The organism is Aromatoleum buckelii (assembly GCF_012910785.2).
GTDB lineage: Bacteria > Pseudomonadota > Gammaproteobacteria > Burkholderiales > Rhodocyclaceae > Aromatoleum > Aromatoleum buckelii.
In genome coordinates this window covers 259,321-275,097 of sequence record NZ_WTVH02000001.1, presented here as the reverse complement: position 1 = coordinate 275,097, position 15,777 = coordinate 259,321, and the positions used below count along the sequence as shown (strand labels likewise).

Genomic DNA, 15,777 nt, shown 5'->3' with positions numbered 1-15,777 from the left:
CGACTGCCGCTGCCTGCGTACCATGCATGGGGTAGTTTGAACGCGATCAGCGGCGCCGCACCTCCTCACACTGGGCTTGCGAGCCGTGATTCGGGTCGCAATTGTCCGGCGGCAAAGGGCTGCTGCCGACGCGAGCGATACAGGGCGTAGAGCGTTTGCGCGCCGACATCAGTGATGCAGGTCTAAATTCACCCCGATCAAGCGGGGTCCAGCGAAGAGGAACACGAGAGATGGCAGAGCGCGTGGCCGTATTGGCCGTCGACGATCGGCCGGTAAACCTGTCCGCCATCGAGGCGCTTCTCAACGACCAGGAGGTCGATGTGGTGAAGGCGCTGTCGGGAAACGACGCGCTGCGCCACACGCTCACGCGAGAATTCGCGCTCGTGCTCCTCGACGTGCAGATGCCCGGCATGGACGGCTTCGAGACGGCCGAACTGATGCGCGCCAATCCGAAGACGCGCCATCTGCCGATCATTTTTGTCACGGCCGGCATTTCCAACAGGGGTATGCAGTTCAAGGGCTACGAGCTCGGCGCGGTCGACTACCTGATCAAACCCTTCGAGCCGCACGTGCTGCGCGGCAAGGTCATGGTCTTCTGTGACCTCTTCCGCCAACGCCGCGAACTCGAAGCGGCGAAAGCGCTGCTGGAGGCGAGGATCGAAGAGCGGGTCGAGCAGTTGCGGGAAAGCGAGGAGCGCTTCCGCCTGCTCGCTACCCACGCGCCGGTCGGCATCTATCAGCTCGACCGCGACGGTAATTGCTTGTCCGCGAATCCCCGTTGGTACGAGCTCTGCGGCCTCGCGCCGGAAGCTGCTGCGGGCCAAGGGTGGCGGGTCACGCTCCATCCCGACGATCAGCTGCTGGTCGACGCGGCAACTCGGAACGCCTTCGAGCACGATACCGGATATGCGCTCGAATACCGCATCGTGAGCGGAAGCGGGCCTACGCGGACCGTCCTTGCCCGGGCCGAAATGATCCGGGATCACAACCGCCGGCCGCGGCACCTTTTCGGGACGCTACTCGACATCACGGAGCAAAAGACAGTCGAAAACGAACTGGTGCTGGCCAAGGCTGAGGCCGAGCGGGCGAACGAAGCCAAGTCGCGCTTTCTGGCCGCCGCGAGCCACGACCTGCGTCAGCCCTTGGCGGCTATGACGTTGTACCTCGACGTTCTGCGACAGGAAGTGCCGGCGAGCAGCCAGAAGCTCGTCGGGAATCTGCGCCAGTGCGTCAGCAGCTTGAGCAAGCTGCTGACTGACCTGCTGGACATGAGCAAACTCGAAGCTGGCGTCGTGACGCCCACGATCTCGGATTTTCCGATCAACGACATCCTTGCGAGCGTGCTCGCAGTTCATGCGCCGGAAGCACGCCTTAAGGGCCTGTGGCTGACCTATGTATCGACGCGCCTCACGGCCCGCACCGACGCCGTCCTGTTCCAGCGCATGCTCGGCAACCTGATCGCCAACGCGGTCCGCTACACCGAGCACGGCCGAATTCTGGTCGGCTGCCGGCGCCGAGGTGGCAAGGCGTGGGTCGAGGTCTGGGATACCGGGGTCGGTATTCCGGAAAACAAAATGAGCGAGATTTTCGAGGAGTTCAAGCAGTTGGGCGACGGTGCCCGCACCCGCGGTAGCGGCCTCGGACTTGCGATCGTTGCCAAAACCGCCGCGCTGCTTGGTTTGCAGATTCGGGTCGGATCGCGACTTGGACGCGGCTCCATGTTCGCGCTCGAATTGCCGCTCGGCAAAGCGCCCCGCCAACTGCCGCAGCAGCCGGGGCCGCAGCGCCGTTCGCTACGCATTGCGCTCGTTGAGGATAACCCCGCCGTTCTGGACGCCGTGAAGTGCGCGCTGGAGTCCGTCGGACACGAGGTCATCGCGGCACAAAGCCGCCACGAAATGCTCGAGGCGCTCGGCGAGCGCCGCCCGGACGCCGTGGTGTCGGACTATCGGCTCATGGATGGCGAAACGGGCCTCGACGTCATCGAGTCGGTGTGGGAACTGCACGACAGTATGATCCCGGCCCTCGTTTTGACCGGGGAAACCGCTCCCAGCTTCATCCGCAATATGGCAGATCGTGCGATCGCGGTGCAGCACAAGCCATTGGATCTCGAGGCGTTGCAGGTCTGTCTGGCCAATTTGGTCGCCGCTGTCTCCGGAATCGATCCGTTGACGGGTGTCCGGAACCTCCGGCGCATCGAGTACGCTTCGCGCCATGCCATTCGCACCGGAGCCCGGCGTGACCAAGCGCCGTCGCTGATCTTGTTTGACATCGATTGCTTCCAAGATTTCGCCGGCGAGTTTGGTTCCCAGCGCGGGGACGATGTTCTGCGCGAGATTGCGCGACGAGCGGGCGCCACCCTGCGCGAGGGCGACGAACTGGGGCGCAAGGGGGGCGCAGCGTTCCTCGTACTTGCCCAAAATACTTCCCCCGCGGCCGGCGAGACGCTCGCCGAGAGTCTGCGCCGCGCCATCGAGGCCGAGCCCTGTCCGACCGTCGGCAAGGTCACCGCGAGCTTTGGCGTAGCCGAACACCTAGCCGGCGAGCCGTTCGAGGAATGGCTGGCACGTGCCGATGACGCCGTACGCCTCGCGAAGAACGCCGGCGGTAACTGCGTACGCCTGCATCCGGCTAACCTCTTGTGGAAGCCGCGGCGACCGGTCGACGGGCAGTTCGTCCAGCTCGTCTGGCATGAACACTACTGCTGCGGGGAGCCGACACTCGACGCCCAGCACCGAGCTCTGGTCGAACAGGCTAATGCGCTGCTGACGGACCTTATGGGGGGAAGGTGCCCGACGCCCGAACTCGTGCTGGCGGCGCGGCGCGTTTTGAGCGAGGTGGCGCAGCATTGTCGCGACGAAGAACAGATTCTCGAAGCGGCCGCTTATCCCGACCTCGACTGCCACCGGGCCGAACACGCCGCCCTGCTGCGCAGAGCAGAGAATTTCCTGGCACGCCTCGGCAATGGCGCGCAGAACGTAGCCGGGCTGCTCGAGTTCATCGCCTACGAATTCGTCGCGTTGCATATGCTCGGCACCGACCGGGAGTACGCAACTCACCTCGGAGCGTTAAATTCAATGGCAAGCAGTTCGCCCGGTTAGAACCTCCAGCATCAAGAATCGGGCGGCCGAAGCGGAAGCGACGGTCGACGAGATGTTCGGCCGGATGAGCAACCTGGAAGTGCGCGAGATGAACAAGGCGCTGGACGAGGATCCGGGGATCGGTGCGGGGCGTTATCAGACGATGCGCGAGCACCGGCTGGCCGAGGAAATTCTGGCCGAGAGGCTGAAGTTTCCACGGAGCCGCACGACGACCGCGACTTGAGGCCTTCATCCTGGCGCAATATCAATTTACCCGCCCAGGGGTTCAGCGGGCTCATCGCTCGCGCATTGATCGAGTGGAAAGGTTATGGTGAGACAGCGATAGCCGCACCCGGCATCTCGGCTGGGCCCACGCCGCTTTCGTCCAGCGCAGCCGAAGAATCGGGCCGTCGGGACAGTCAAGCGGGAGCCAGCCTCGTCGCCCGGCTGCAGCTCGTCGCGAAGAAGATGCGAAATGGGGAGCTCTGCGTCCTGGCGACGCTTGCGGATCTTTCTGATGGTACAGACGCAGCAGTAGCCGATTACGGCAAGTAGGGCCAGCACAGCCGCGACCTGTTCCATGACGTCCTCCGTGCTCGGGCGCCGACGCGCCCACGAGTGCTGCATGAACCAACCAAGCGAGTGTGGCGATCGTTTCGCACTTTGGTTCGCACCGAAGTTCGCACTTCAGGTTCGCGCCCGATTCGCGCGCGTGTCTACCCTTTCCCTGCCTGGGCCCTGAGCGACTCGTAGAGCTTCCCGGGCCCCAGCAGAATCGACTTGAGGTCGGCGCGGATCTTCTCGGACTCCAGCGCCTGCTTGCTCATCGACGTGAAGGCCGACAGCGCCTCCATCACGGCGTCCAGGATTCGGTTGTCGAGGTCGGGCGAGTTGCTAAACTGCTCCTTGAGGCCAGCCGATTCACTGGCGAAGCGTCGGGCCAGACAGCGCAGCGCATGGAGGAGTATTCCCCTCGGAGCACGATCCTGGAGACGTGGCACCGACGCCATCCCTGCCGTGAGGCTTGGCGATTCGATGCCGAACAGGTGAATCAAGCCTGGCACGTGGTGCCGGCTCGGCCCATCCAGGCGGAAGTCCGCTTCCGGCATGCACGACCCTGCGATCTTCGGGCGCACCCCGGCATATCCCGGCACGAGCCGTCCGTCTTCGAATGCCGGCCACCAGCTGCGGATCGCGGCGTAAAAACGCTGCGCCCGTACGGGATCGACGTCGTAGGCGGGCGCGTCGATCCATTCGACGTCCGGTCCGAACTACGCCTGCCCGCCCAGATCGAGCGTCAGATGCACCCCAAGCCCGCCGGGCTCGGGGATCGGAATGTCCACTCAGCACCGGACTACCGAATGCGAACATTGCGCCGTCGCGTTCGGCGTCGCCGAGCAGCGCAAGCATCAGCGCGTGGCTGTCCACAATGCCCGTCGAAGGCGACAGCAGCGCCGCGTGGACGTCCAGCGCCGGTTCAAGCGCGGCAACTGCCGCTCGATCGAGCTCGCGCAGGTCGCCCACGCCGTCGGCTTCGGCGCGCGCCGCGACGACGAGCATGTCGCAGCGCGCATGGGGATCATCCGCTCCTGGCAGAACGCGTAGAGCATTTCGCGCCCCTCGACGCATAACCGCGCCTTGAGCGAGCCGGGCGCATAGTAAAGACCAGCGTGGATCACTTCGCTCTTGCGCGAGCTCACGCCAGTTCCGAAAGTGCGTTCTCGCTCGGTTGTCCGGATTTTGCAGAGGTATTCAGCGAGATAACGCGTTCGCCCCCTCTGCGGCCTGGAACCGGTCGTCGCACCGGGCCGCAAAAGTGAGCACCGGCTGAGCTTCGGCCGCCCCGCCTCGCGTGGACAATCGGCTGTTCGAACCGGACCGGACTTGTCCTAGTCCGCCCTCGCGCCATTGGCTCGAAACTGCAGGAGACCGCCCGGCGGCGCGCGGACAAATTTGCCCGGTGCTGCGCCCCCTCGGCTTGAAATTCCGCCTTCCGTCACGTCTCGCGCTGGCATGCGCTATGCAACAGCAGGTTCGGTGGGTGCTGTTCGTGCAAACCCTTCTCGAGCGCCGAATAAATGTACACAAGCCTTGCCGCAACCAGCGAAACGCTGCGCCAATTATTGTTGGATTCGATGACGACCGATGTCGGACCAAGCGGGCTGGCAACGTTCTTCACCGGAACGACGACGGTTTCGCTTGAAACCCCGCAGGAAATGGTGGCTGCCGGGCGCCAGGGGCTGTCGGTCTGGCTCTACCGGATCGCCCGCGACGAATTCCGGCTCAACGAGCCGCCGAGCGTGCGCACCCTGCCGGGCGGCGCCACCGAACTCGTGCCGCCGCCGCTGCCGGTCCGTCTGCATTACCTGCTTACGCCGCTCGCCCCCGGGATCCCGGACACCGAGCAGCGCATCCTCGGCCGCGCACTGCAGCTCTTCCACACGCATCCGGTGGTCGCCGGCGCCTTGCTGCGCGCCGAGTTCGCCGGCACCGATGCCGAAATCCACATCCACCTCGAGGCCCTGAACATTGAGGAAATAACGCGAGTCTGGGAGGCACTTGAAGGCTCCTACCAGCTCGCGGTCTCGTACGAAGTGACGCTGGCCAATATCGATAGCGGCGCCGACCCGCTCACCGCGCCGCTCGTCGAGTCGGTGCGGAGCGACGAGGCGGTGATCGTCGGGAGCGAAAGCTGATGGCGCGTCGCGAGGTCGTCCACGACTCGATCCGCTATACCATCGCCGACGGTGATCCGCCGCCCGCTGACCTTTCAATCTGGGCAGTGCTGCGCACGCGCGTCATCGACGAGCTGACGCTGGCGCCGCCGGCCAACCGGATCCGGCTGACGACGAATCTGCGCCGCGCCACGGTACGGATCGCCGAAGGCGGCTATTGCGGACTCGTCGCGCGGCCACGCGACGTCTCGGCGGCGCTCGTGATGCCGGGCGCACTGAGCGCGAGCGTCGAGGCTGCAGGCTACCTGCCGCGTGACCTGACGCCGGCGATCGACGCCGCCCGCCGCGCGCTGAACGCCCCTGCGAACCCCGGTGCCGCCAGCCTCGACGTGCTGCCGCCGGACACCGTACCGCCGCTGCAGTTTCGACCTGGGCGCGGGGTGCTGCTAGAGCGCACGGCCTCGATCGAAGCCGAGCAGTTCACGAACGTCGTTTCCCCGCCGCCGGCACCGGCGACGGTGCCGATCGCCGACGGCCCGCAAGTCCTCCGTCCGTCCGGTACGCGCGTCAGCGGGGTGCCGCTTGCACTGCCCACGCAGCCGCTGCACCGTGCAGCGCCGCTCGCGCTGCGCGTTCTGATGCGCCGGCGCAGCAGCCCGACAAGCATGGTGGCGGCGACCGGTGCCGAGATCGGCATCGCCGGAATTTGGTTGGCATACCCGGACACGCAGACTTCGCCTCCGGTTGCCGGCGATTTCTGCGCGGTCGAGCCCGGCTTGCGGTTTGCGCACCCTGTCGGCGCCCCGATCCACCGCTGCACACTCACCGCGTCGGGTGCGCCGCGCCACCTGCATGAGCTCGCGCCGCGCGGCGCGACATCGATCACGGTGGCGCCGAACGCCGGGCTCAATCCGGCCGGGGGCGACTTGCTGCGCCTCGGCGATCCCCTGCTGCCCGAGGTCGAGATCGTCGTCAGCGCCGGCTTCGGCCCGGTCGCCGACCCGAACGCCGCGGTGACGATCCGCCTCACCGCGCCCACGGCGGCGATTCATCGCGTGACCGAGCCGGTGAGCGACCTCGCCGTCAGCGCCGCAACCCCCGGCGGCAACGTCAGCCGCGAGGCGCTGCCCGGTGACGCAGTCGTCTTCGCCGCCGGAATCGGCGCGCTTCCGACCTCGAGCGTGATCGCCATCGAGCACCTGACCCCCCACGCCGCGTATTACACCGCGACGCAGTACCCGGCGTGGGACGGCGTCAATTTCACACACCAGACGGTGCTCGACGCGAACGGGCGGACGGTGTGGCCGCCTCTTGCGCGCATCGCCCAACTGCGACTGTTCGCGCGCCGCCCGCCGCACCCGGACCAGCAGCTCGACTTCGCGCTCGAGCAGATGGCCGACAACCTGGTTTCGATCGTGTTCAGCTGAAGGAGAACCTCGATGCCCGAATACCTGTCCCCCGCGGTCTATGTCGAGGAAGTCGACACGGGCAGCAAGCCGATCGAGGGCGTGTCGACCAGCACCGCCGGCATGATCGGCGTGGCCGAGCGCGGCCCGGCGCACGTGCCGATTCTCGTCACCAGCTACGGCGAGTACCAGCGCTGGTTCGGACAGGGCCTCAATGCCGCGGTGTACGGCGAACACCGTTTCCTGCCGCACGGCGTCGAGGGTTTCTTCATCAACGGCGGCAAGCGCGTCTATGTCACGCGCGTGCTCGAGATCGACCAGGCCTTGCCGGCGAATCGTCAGCTCGTCGCGCCCGACCTCGCTGCACCGTTGTCGGCGCGGCTGATCGTGCCGTCCGCGCCGACAGAGACGACGATCACGATCGACGCCGACCCGGGGTTTCTCGTCGGCAATACGCTCCAGCTCGGCGAGGGCATCAGCGCCGAATTCGATGATGTCGCCGCCCCCGCGGTCGCCGCGAATACCGTGACGCTGCATCTGCCCCTGTCGTTCGACCACGCCAGCCCGCAGGCTGTCGACCAGCTGCCGATCACCGACGCCGCGCCACCGGCGTCGCATTCGTCGTCGCTGGCTTCCCCCACCGCGATCGGCGCGACCTCGGTGCTGCTCGGCGCCGGGGCGTTCGCGCCGGCGATCACCGCCGGCGACGTCTTCCGCATCGACACCGGCGACCTTGAGGAACTGGTCGTCGCCGCCGGGCCAGTCGCCGGCAACCGGCTGAACCTGCGCGCCCCGCTCTTGCTCGCGCACGCTGCGGCGGCGCAGCTGCGCCGGCAGGCGATCGGCGCCGTCGCCGCCGCCCGCCAAGTGGCGCCCGGGGCGGGAGTCGCGCCGGGCAGCGCGGTCGTGCTCGTCAACAGCAACGCCGGGCTGACGACCCCCGGCGACGGCGTGCGATTCGCGCATCCCGACCCGGCTCGGGTCGAGTACCGCCGCATCGGCGCGCTGACGCGGCTGACCTTGTCGCAGCCGGCGTACGCCGACTATCCGGTGGGCACGCGCGTTTCGGAGGTCACGCTCGGCGCCGCGTCCGCAGCGACGACGCTCGGCGCGAACGCGGCCCCTGGGGCGACGACGATCGCCGTGCTCGACCGAACGACGATGAATGTCGGTGACATGCTGGAGATCGGCACGCTCGGGGACACCGAGTTCGTCGAGATCGTCGCGCTGCCGGCGCGTCTGCCAGCACCCGATGCCGGCAACGTGGTGCTGCGCGCGCCACTACGCGTGCAGCACCTGAGCGGCGCCAGCGTCGCACGACGTGCTCCGCCGACCGCGGCGACCCTCAACACCGTCGTCGCGCTGGCGGCCGCGGTCGGCTCGCCCGACGTCGTCGTCGCCCTGGGCGGCTATGCTGCCAGTGATGCGTTGCGCATCGAACCGCTGGCCGGCGGGCCGTTCTATCACGTCGTTGCCGGTGCGCCGGCGGCCGTGACCCCGCAGACGCTGACGCTCGTCAATCCTCTGACGCAGCCGCACGGCGCAGGGGCGCTCGTCGCCCGCCGCAACCCGATGATCCTCGTGCGGGCGCTCGACGCCGGCGCGTGGGGCAACCGCCTGCGCGTCGCGATGGAGGCGATGAACCCGCCGCAGGACGCGCCGCTGCTGACGACGCGCGTGCGCCAAGTGCTGCCCGGCAACCGCCTGCGCCTGAACTCGGCGGCCGGCGTCGAGACCGGCAGCGAGCTGCTGGTCACCGATTCGACGAACACGACGACGCCGCTGAAGGTGCTGTCGATCGACCGCCAGAACGACTTCCTCATCACGCTCGAAGCATCGACGCCGCTGCCGGGCATCGTGGTCGCCGGCGACGCGGTGAGGAGCCGCGAGTACCGTCTGGTCGTCGAGCTGCTGCGCCAGCCTGACGCGGCGTATCCGGCGCGCGACACGACCGCGATCGACCGCGAAGTCTTCGCCGGCCTGTCGCTCGACCCACGGCATTCGCGCTACTTCCAGCGCGTCGTCGGGACGACGTGGAACATGACGACGACGGCCACCACCTTCGACGACGCGGGCCGGCCGCTGCGCCGCGCCGACCGCCGCTCCGAAGGCGAGTCGGACTACATTCGCGTCCTCGATGTGGCGCCGTCGACGGGCGTGCGCCCCGGACCGGTCGCCACTTACGACGTCCGCCCGGGCGTACCGCCGCGGCTCGTGCTGCTGCCGCTCGGCAACGGCACGGACATGGTGCCGGGCATCACCGACGCGACGTACATCGGCACGGACAGCGTCGACCCCGAGCAGCGCACGGGGCTCTTCACGCTGCGCAACGTCGAGGAGATCAGCATCGTCGCGGCGCCGGGCCGCACCAACGTGCAGATGCAAAGCGCGCTGATCAACCACTGCGAGCTGATGCGCTACCGCTTCGTCGCGCTCGATGGTGCGCCGCCGCCGGCCGATTCGATGAGCGACATCCAGGCCCAGCGGCAGCAGTTCGACACCAAGTATGCGGCGCTGTACCACCCCTGGCTGCTGATCCCCGACCCGTACCCGACCAACCTCGCGGCGGTCGCCGACTACCCGATACCGCCCAGCGGTCACGTGCTGGGCATCTTTGCGCGCACCGACATCGAGCGCGGCGTGCACAAGGCGCCGGCGAACGAAGTCGTGCGCGGCGTCGTCGGGCTGCAGCGGCTGCTCAACAAGGAGCAGCACGACATCCTCAACCCCTACCCGGTCAATATCAACGTCATCCGCGATTTCCGCCCCAACAACCGCGGCATCCGCGTCTATGGCGGACGCGTGATCACCAGCGATTCCGACTGGAAGTATGTCAATGTCAGAAGACTGCTGATCTTCATCGAGGCGTCGATCGACCGCGGGCTGCAGTGGGTCGTCTTCGAGCCCAACGCCGAGCCGTTGTGGGCGCGCGTGCGCCGCGCGATCAGCAACTTCCTGACGCTGGTGTGGCGCAACGGCGGCCTCGAAGGGACGAAGGTCGAGGAGGCCTACTTCGTCAAGTGCGACCGCACGACGATGACGCAGACCGACATCGACCAAGGCCGGCTGATCGTCCTGGTCGGCGTCGCGCCGGTGAAGCCGGCCGAGTTCGTCATCGTCCGCATCGGATTGTGGACGGCGCACGCCGAAGACTAGGAGAAACGACATGCCAGCGACCGACCAGCGCAACGACCCCGTCCGCGGCTACAACTTCTCGCTTGAGATCGACAACGTCTCGCGCGGCGCCTTCTCCGAGGTCGGCGGGCTGACTGCCGACGGCGACAGCGTCGACTACCGCGAGGGCACCGACCTGCAGTCGAACGTGCGCAAGCTGATGGGCCTCAGGAAATACACCAACATCACCCTCAAGCGTGGCTACACGCAGGACAAGGAACTGTGGCAGTGGTACGTGAACATCATGAACGGCGTCCCCGACCGGCGCAACGTGACGATCGTGCTGATGAACGAGGCGCGTCAGCCGGTGCTGCGCTGGCACGCTGAGAACGCGTGGATCAACAAGATCGAAGGCCCGGCGCTGAAAGCGTCGTCGAACGACGTGGCAATGGAGTCGCTCGAGCTCGTGCATGAAGGGCTGACGCTCGAGATGTGATCCGGGTCGCGACCATGCGCATCTACGAAACTCCCGGCGTCCATTACGAGCGGGCCGACGCTTCCGGCGGCGGCATCGCGGCGCTGCGCACCGACATCGCCGGCTTCGTCGGCCTCACCCGGCGCGGGCCGCCTGGGATCGCGGTGCCGGTGGAGTCGGCACGCCAGTTCGAGGCGTGGTTCGGCGAGCCGATCGACAACGGCTACCTCGCCTACTCGGCTCGCGCGTTCTTCGAGAACGGCGGGCGACGCATGTGGGCGGTACGCGTGGCGTCGGACGCGGCGTCGACCGCAGGGCTCACGCTCGAGGACGCGGCCGGGCCAGCGTGGCGCATCGACGCGTCGAGTCCCGGCGTGTGGGGCAACGCGCTGGCACTGCGCGTCACCGAGCAGCGCCGGGCGCAGACGCGCGCGATCGTCGACGCAGTCGATCTCGCCCGCGTGCACGTCGCCGACAGCGCCGGCTTCGCCGCGGCTTCGCTCGTCGAATGCCGCGCCGGGGCGCTCGTCGAGACGGCGCGCGTCGCGGCCGTCGAGGCCGCGTCCCATACCCTCGTGCTGGGCGCGCCGCTGGCGCTTCTGCCGGCCAACGCGGCGCTGCGCGTCGAGACGATCACTTATGCGCTGGAGGTTTTCGATGGCGGCCGCCTGGTCGCGCTCCATGACGGCCTGTCGCTGATTCCCGAGGCCGGCCGCTACGGGCCGCTGGTGCTGAAGCAGCCGTGGCAGACGCCGGATACGCGCCGCCCCGACGAGAACGGCTCGCGTGCCCCGCAAGCCGATCTCGCGCTCGACTACTTCCGCGTCGCACGCAACCGCGGCGCCGTCGCACCGCCGGTGGTCGTGATCCGCGAGCTGCGCAGCCAGCCGCGCCGCGACGCGCTGCGCCCGCTCGTCAGCGTCGGCGGCGCCGCGCCGGCCGCGCCGATGCCGCTGCGCGGCGGTGCCGATGGTCTGGCTGCGCTGGTCGCCGACGACTTCATCGGGGCGGTCGCACCGCCGGGAACCGACACCGAGAGCGCTGCCGCGATGCGCCGCGGCCTCGCCTGTCTCGAAGCGGTCGATGAAATCGCGCTGGTCGCCGTGCCCGACATCCACATCCAGCCGCGCCCGCCGCATGGCACGCTGCCGCCGCCCGAATGCGTCGTCGACCGCTGCATCCCGGTGTCGCCGCCGGCGGCGAGCCCGCTGCCGCCGCCAGTCGGCGACAGGCCGCCGCGCTTCCCGCTCGCCGACATCTACCGCGTGCAGGCGGCGATGGTCGGGCACTGCGAGAAGAAGCGCGACCGCCTCGCGCTGCTCGACGCGCCGTTCGACGCGTGCGCGAAACTGAGCTACTCGGTCAATGAGCTGCGTGCCTGGCGCAGCCGCTTCGAGACGAAGTTCGCGGCGCTCTACGCACCGTGGCTCGCGGTCGTCGACCCGCTGCGCTCGCGCGGCGCCCGCGCGCTGACGCGGGCGATTCCGCCCAGCGGCCACGTCGCCGGGCAATGCGCGGCGATCGATCTGCGGGCGGGGGTGCATGTCGCGCCGGCGAACGTCGCGCTGCAATGGGTGCAGGACACGACCCTCGCGTTCGACGAGGAACGGCACGGGGTTTTGAACACGCTCGGCCTCAACGTCGTGCGCGCGCTCCCGGGGCGCGGCGTGCGCGTGCTCGGCGCGCGCGCGCTGTCGTCAGACAGCGATTGGCGCTTCATCAACGTGCGCCGCCTCATGTCGATGATCGAGAAGGCGATCGACGTCTCGATCCAGTGGGCCGTGTTCGAGCCGAACGACTGGCGCACACGCGCCAAGCTGACGCTGGTCCTCAGCTCGTTTCTGCGCGAGCTGTGGGCGCACGGCGCGCTCGTCGGCAGCTCGGCCGACGAAGCGTATTTCGTGCGCTGCGACGAGACGAACAATCCGCCCGCCGCCAGGGACCGCGGCGAGTTGCTGATCGAGGTCGGCGTCGCCGCGACCGTGCCGTTCGAGTTCATCGTGTTGCGCATCGGGCGCGACGCGAGCGGCTTCGCGGTCAGCGGCGAAGGCTTTGCCGCGACGGAGGGCGCATGAACCGGTATCCCGTCCCCCCGCCGACCGTCCACTTGTAACGGAGCAACAGAGCAATGGCCCTCCTCGCCCCTACTGCGCTGCGCGCCGATCCGGTGCTCAACCACAACTTCGTCGTCAGCCTGCTCGACACCAGCAGCGTGCTGGCGACGATCGGTTCGGCAGCGCTGTCCGCGGCGCTCGACGTCGCCGTCGGCGGCTTCTCCGAGTGCTCGGGGATCGAAATGACGATGAAGCCCGAGCCGTACAAGGAAGGCGGCGCCAACGGCTTCACGCGCCAGTTCCCGAACCGCGTCGAATGGTCGGCGATCACGCTGAAGAAGGGTATCGGCTCGGGCAACACGCTGTGGGACTGGCACTACGGCTTCGTCATCGGCAAGGGCAAGCGCCGCGACGGGCTGATCGTGCTGCTGAGCGACCTGCACGTGCCGAACAACGTCTGGTTCTTCCGCCGCGGCCTGCCGAGTAAGTACTCGGGTCCGCAGATGAACGCGATGCAGAACAGCGTCGCGATCGAGTCGATCGAGATCACGCACGAAGGAATCTTCCAGCTGCCCTTCGTCGGCGCGGCAACCGCGCTCGCCTCGGCGGTCGCCGGCGGCGGCTTCGGCGCGAGCATCGCGGCGGCCGGCAGCACGCCGGGCGCGATCGGCAACCTGCTGTGAGGCGATGACCATGGCAGCCCCGCAAATCCGGATTCGCGAAGTGACGGGAACGATGCGGGTCGTCGACAGCGAGTCGCTGCTGACGCCATCGATCCTCGAGCGCATCGTCGCTGCGGTGATGGCGGCGATGGAGAGCGAGCAGCGCGACCGCGAGGCGCACCGGCGCGACACGCATATCGGCGGCGGCTGCAACGCCTGCGAGGAGAAGCACAAATGAACGAGCCGGCGAAAGCGATCTTCCGCGTCTACTGGTTCGGCCTCGACCAGCCGCAGGACATCCCCGTGCAGTACAACCCGACCGAGTATTCGTTCGACAAGTCGGCGCAGATCGGCGAGGTGCAGATCCCCGGCCTCGACGCGCCGCTGCAGCAGTTCGTCCGTGGCAACGCCGAGAAGCTCACGCTCGAGCTGTTCTTCGACACCACGGAGCTGGGCATGGGGGCGGGCGCGACGAGCGTGACGACCGAGACCGACAAGATCTACCAGCTGATCAAGATCGAGCCGAAGCGGCACGCGCCGCCCATCGTCGAGTTCATCTGGAGCCACGAGATGGCCGGCACGCACATCGGCGGCGCGCCGGGAAGCGTCGCCGCGGCGCTGACGCAGACGGTCAGCGGCGCGGCGCAAGCCGCAGGGGCCGCCGTGGGCGCGGCGGTGCAGGCCGCCGGCAGCACTGGAGCAGCGGCGCAGTCGGTCGTCGGGCCGCCGCTCGGCAGCCAGCGGCGCAACGGCTTTCGCTGCATCATCGAAAGCATCAAGCAGAAATTCACGCTGTTCTCGCCGGAAGGCATTCCGCTGCGCGCGACGCTGACGGTCAGCCTGCGCGAGTACAAGCGCCTGCGCGACCAGCTGCTCGAACTGCACCTGAGCTCGCCCGACCGCACGCACGTCCATCCCCTGCAGCAGGGCGAAGTGCTGGCGAGCGTCGCCAACCGCTACTACGACCGGCCATCCGAATGGCGGCCCATCGCCGAGAACAACGGCATCGACGACCCGCGTCGGCTGACGCCCGGCGTCTTCCTGACGATTCCGCCCCTGACCTAGGACAACGACATGCCTGCGACGACGCTGCAGGACGCCTCCGCGACTTTCGAGGACTTCTACGTCCCGCGCTTCGAGATCCACGTCGGCGGCAAATCGCTGCCGCCGGCGGTGCTGCGCGACGTCATCCAGGTCAGCTACAACGACTCGACGACCGAGATCGACAGCTTCGACATCACCGTCAACAACTGGGACGACATGACGAAGAATTTCAAGTACGTCGGCAGCGAAAAGCAGGCGAAGCTCACCGGGGCGAGCCCGGATGAACAGGTCCAGCGCCTGTTCGAGCCGTGCCTCGCCGACTTCGAGCTGAAGCTCGGCTACGGCTCGAACCTGCTGAGCATCGTCAAGGGCACATCGACCAGCCTCGAACCCAGCTTTCCCGCGGGGGGCGCCTCGACGCTCACGGTGCGCGCGCTCAACGTGCTGTTCAAGCTGCGCACGAAGCAGTACCGCGACCACTGGGAGAACAGGAAGATCAGCGACGTCGCCGAGGACATCGGCCGGCGCACCGACAACGGCAAGAAGCGCTTTCCGCTGCCGATCCGCACCGACGCGCAGGCCAAGCGGCGCGAGCCGAAGCTCGATTACATCGCGCAGGACAACCAGTACGACATCGACTTCCTGTTGCTCGAGGCGAGGAAAGTCGGCTACGTCGTCTACGTCGACCTCGAGCCGCAGGGCAAGGGCAAGCCGCCGCGCGAAGTGCTGCACTTCGGGCCGTCGAACGCGAAGAACCCGAAGGTGCCGGACGTCACCTACGAACTGAAGTGGGGCATCTCGCTGATCGACTTCACCCCCAAGCTATCGACGGCGAACCAGGTGAAGTCGATCGAAGTGCGCAGCTGGAACCGGCAGACGAACAAGTCGGTGCGCAAGAAGGCCGACCTGAAGCACCCCGACCTGCGCGTCAACGCCGATCTCATCCACCTGCTCGATCCGCCCGGCTGCACGCCGCGCGAGGAGGTCGTCGTCAACGAGCCGCAGTACACGCCGGAGCAGGCCGACCACCGCGCCGCCGCGCTGCTGTCGGAGCGCCTCAAGCAGATGGTCGAGGCGACCGGGACGACGGTCGGGCTGCCCGACCTGCGCGCCGGCCAGCGCGTGCGCATCCGCGGCCTGGGCGCACGCTTCTCGGGCGTCTATTTCGTCACGAAGACGACGCACACGATCAACGACAGCGGCTACCTGACCAAATTCACTGCGCGCCGCGAGAACAACGACGAGGGGGCGGTATGACGCAACGGAC

At 67.8% G+C, this 15,777-nt stretch carries 12 protein-coding genes and 1 pseudogene; 11 read left to right on the top strand and 2 right to left on the bottom strand.

Annotated elements, in window-relative coordinates; genetic code table 11:
* The first annotated feature begins 155 nt into the window (after positions 1 to 155).
* The gene (locus GO608_RS01275) at positions 156 to 3,101 is read left to right on the top strand and encodes a response regulator (protein WP_247002675.1); all 2,946 of its coding nucleotides are present in this window, start codon (positions 156 to 158) and stop codon (positions 3,099 to 3,101) included.
* Between the two features lie 64 nt (positions 3,102 to 3,165).
* Positions 3,166 to 3,324, top strand: coding sequence for a hypothetical protein (locus tag GO608_RS01270; protein WP_169199539.1), 159 nt, complete (start codon positions 3,166 to 3,168; stop codon positions 3,322 to 3,324).
* Between the two features lie 472 nt (positions 3,325 to 3,796).
* On the opposite strand, the gene GO608_RS19635 is transcribed toward GO608_RS01270, so the two are convergent.
* Both GO608_RS19635 and GO608_RS19630 read right to left on the bottom strand, forming a co-directional pair.
* Entirely contained in the window at positions 3,797 to 4,216 is a 420-nt protein-coding gene (locus GO608_RS19635; protein ID WP_425532288.1) for a hypothetical protein, read from the bottom strand.
* A gap of 193 nt (positions 4,217 to 4,409) precedes the next feature.
* A pseudogene (locus tag GO608_RS19630) lies at positions 4,410 to 4,826 on the bottom strand (FAD-dependent oxidoreductase); the annotation flags it as partial.
* A gap of 332 nt (positions 4,827 to 5,158) precedes the next feature.
* Here GO608_RS19630 and GO608_RS01260 point away from each other — a divergent pair.
* The 9 genes from GO608_RS01260 to GO608_RS01220 are packed head-to-tail and all read left to right on the top strand — an operon-like array spanning position 5,159 to position 15,767.
* Positions 5,159 to 5,776 (top strand): Pvc16 family protein, encoded by a 618-nt coding sequence (locus GO608_RS01260; RefSeq protein WP_169199540.1) that lies wholly within the window; start codon positions 5,159 to 5,161, stop codon positions 5,774 to 5,776.
* The gene (locus GO608_RS01255) at positions 5,776 to 7,182 is read left to right on the top strand and encodes a hypothetical protein (RefSeq protein ID WP_169199541.1); all 1,407 of its coding nucleotides are present in this window, start codon (positions 5,776 to 5,778) and stop codon (positions 7,180 to 7,182) included. The genes GO608_RS01260 and GO608_RS01255 overlap by 1 nt, the downstream gene beginning before the upstream one ends.
* 12 nt (positions 7,183 to 7,194) lie before the next feature.
* Positions 7,195 to 10,317: a phage tail sheath C-terminal domain-containing protein gene (locus GO608_RS01250; protein ID WP_169199542.1), complete on the top strand. Its 3,123-nt coding sequence runs from the start codon at positions 7,195 to 7,197 to the stop codon at positions 10,315 to 10,317.
* Positions 10,318 to 10,327: 10 nt separating this feature from the next.
* Positions 10,328 to 10,771 (top strand): phage tail protein, encoded by a 444-nt coding sequence (locus GO608_RS01245; protein WP_169199543.1) that lies wholly within the window; start codon positions 10,328 to 10,330, stop codon positions 10,769 to 10,771.
* 14 nt (positions 10,772 to 10,785) lie between these two features.
* Positions 10,786 to 12,825 carry a phage tail sheath family protein gene (locus GO608_RS01240; protein WP_169199544.1) on the top strand — a complete coding sequence of 680 codons (2,040 nt, stop codon included), beginning with the start codon at positions 10,786 to 10,788 and terminating at the stop codon, positions 12,823 to 12,825.
* Between the two features lie 53 nt (positions 12,826 to 12,878).
* The gene (locus GO608_RS01235) at positions 12,879 to 13,487 is read left to right on the top strand and encodes a phage tail protein (protein WP_169199545.1); all 609 of its coding nucleotides are present in this window, start codon (positions 12,879 to 12,881) and stop codon (positions 13,485 to 13,487) included.
* Between the two features lie 10 nt (positions 13,488 to 13,497).
* The gene (locus GO608_RS01230; RefSeq protein WP_169199546.1) at positions 13,498 to 13,704 is read left to right on the top strand and encodes a hypothetical protein; all 207 of its coding nucleotides are present in this window, start codon (positions 13,498 to 13,500) and stop codon (positions 13,702 to 13,704) included.
* Entirely contained in the window at positions 13,701 to 14,531 is an 831-nt protein-coding gene (locus GO608_RS01225; RefSeq protein WP_169199547.1) for a CIS tube protein, read from the top strand. Before GO608_RS01230 ends, GO608_RS01225 begins: the two co-directional genes overlap by 4 nt.
* Before the next feature lie 9 nt (positions 14,532 to 14,540).
* Positions 14,541 to 15,767, top strand: coding sequence for a phage late control D family protein (locus tag GO608_RS01220; RefSeq protein WP_169199548.1), 1,227 nt, complete (start codon positions 14,541 to 14,543; stop codon positions 15,765 to 15,767).
* Positions 15,768 to 15,777 lie beyond the last annotated feature (10 nt).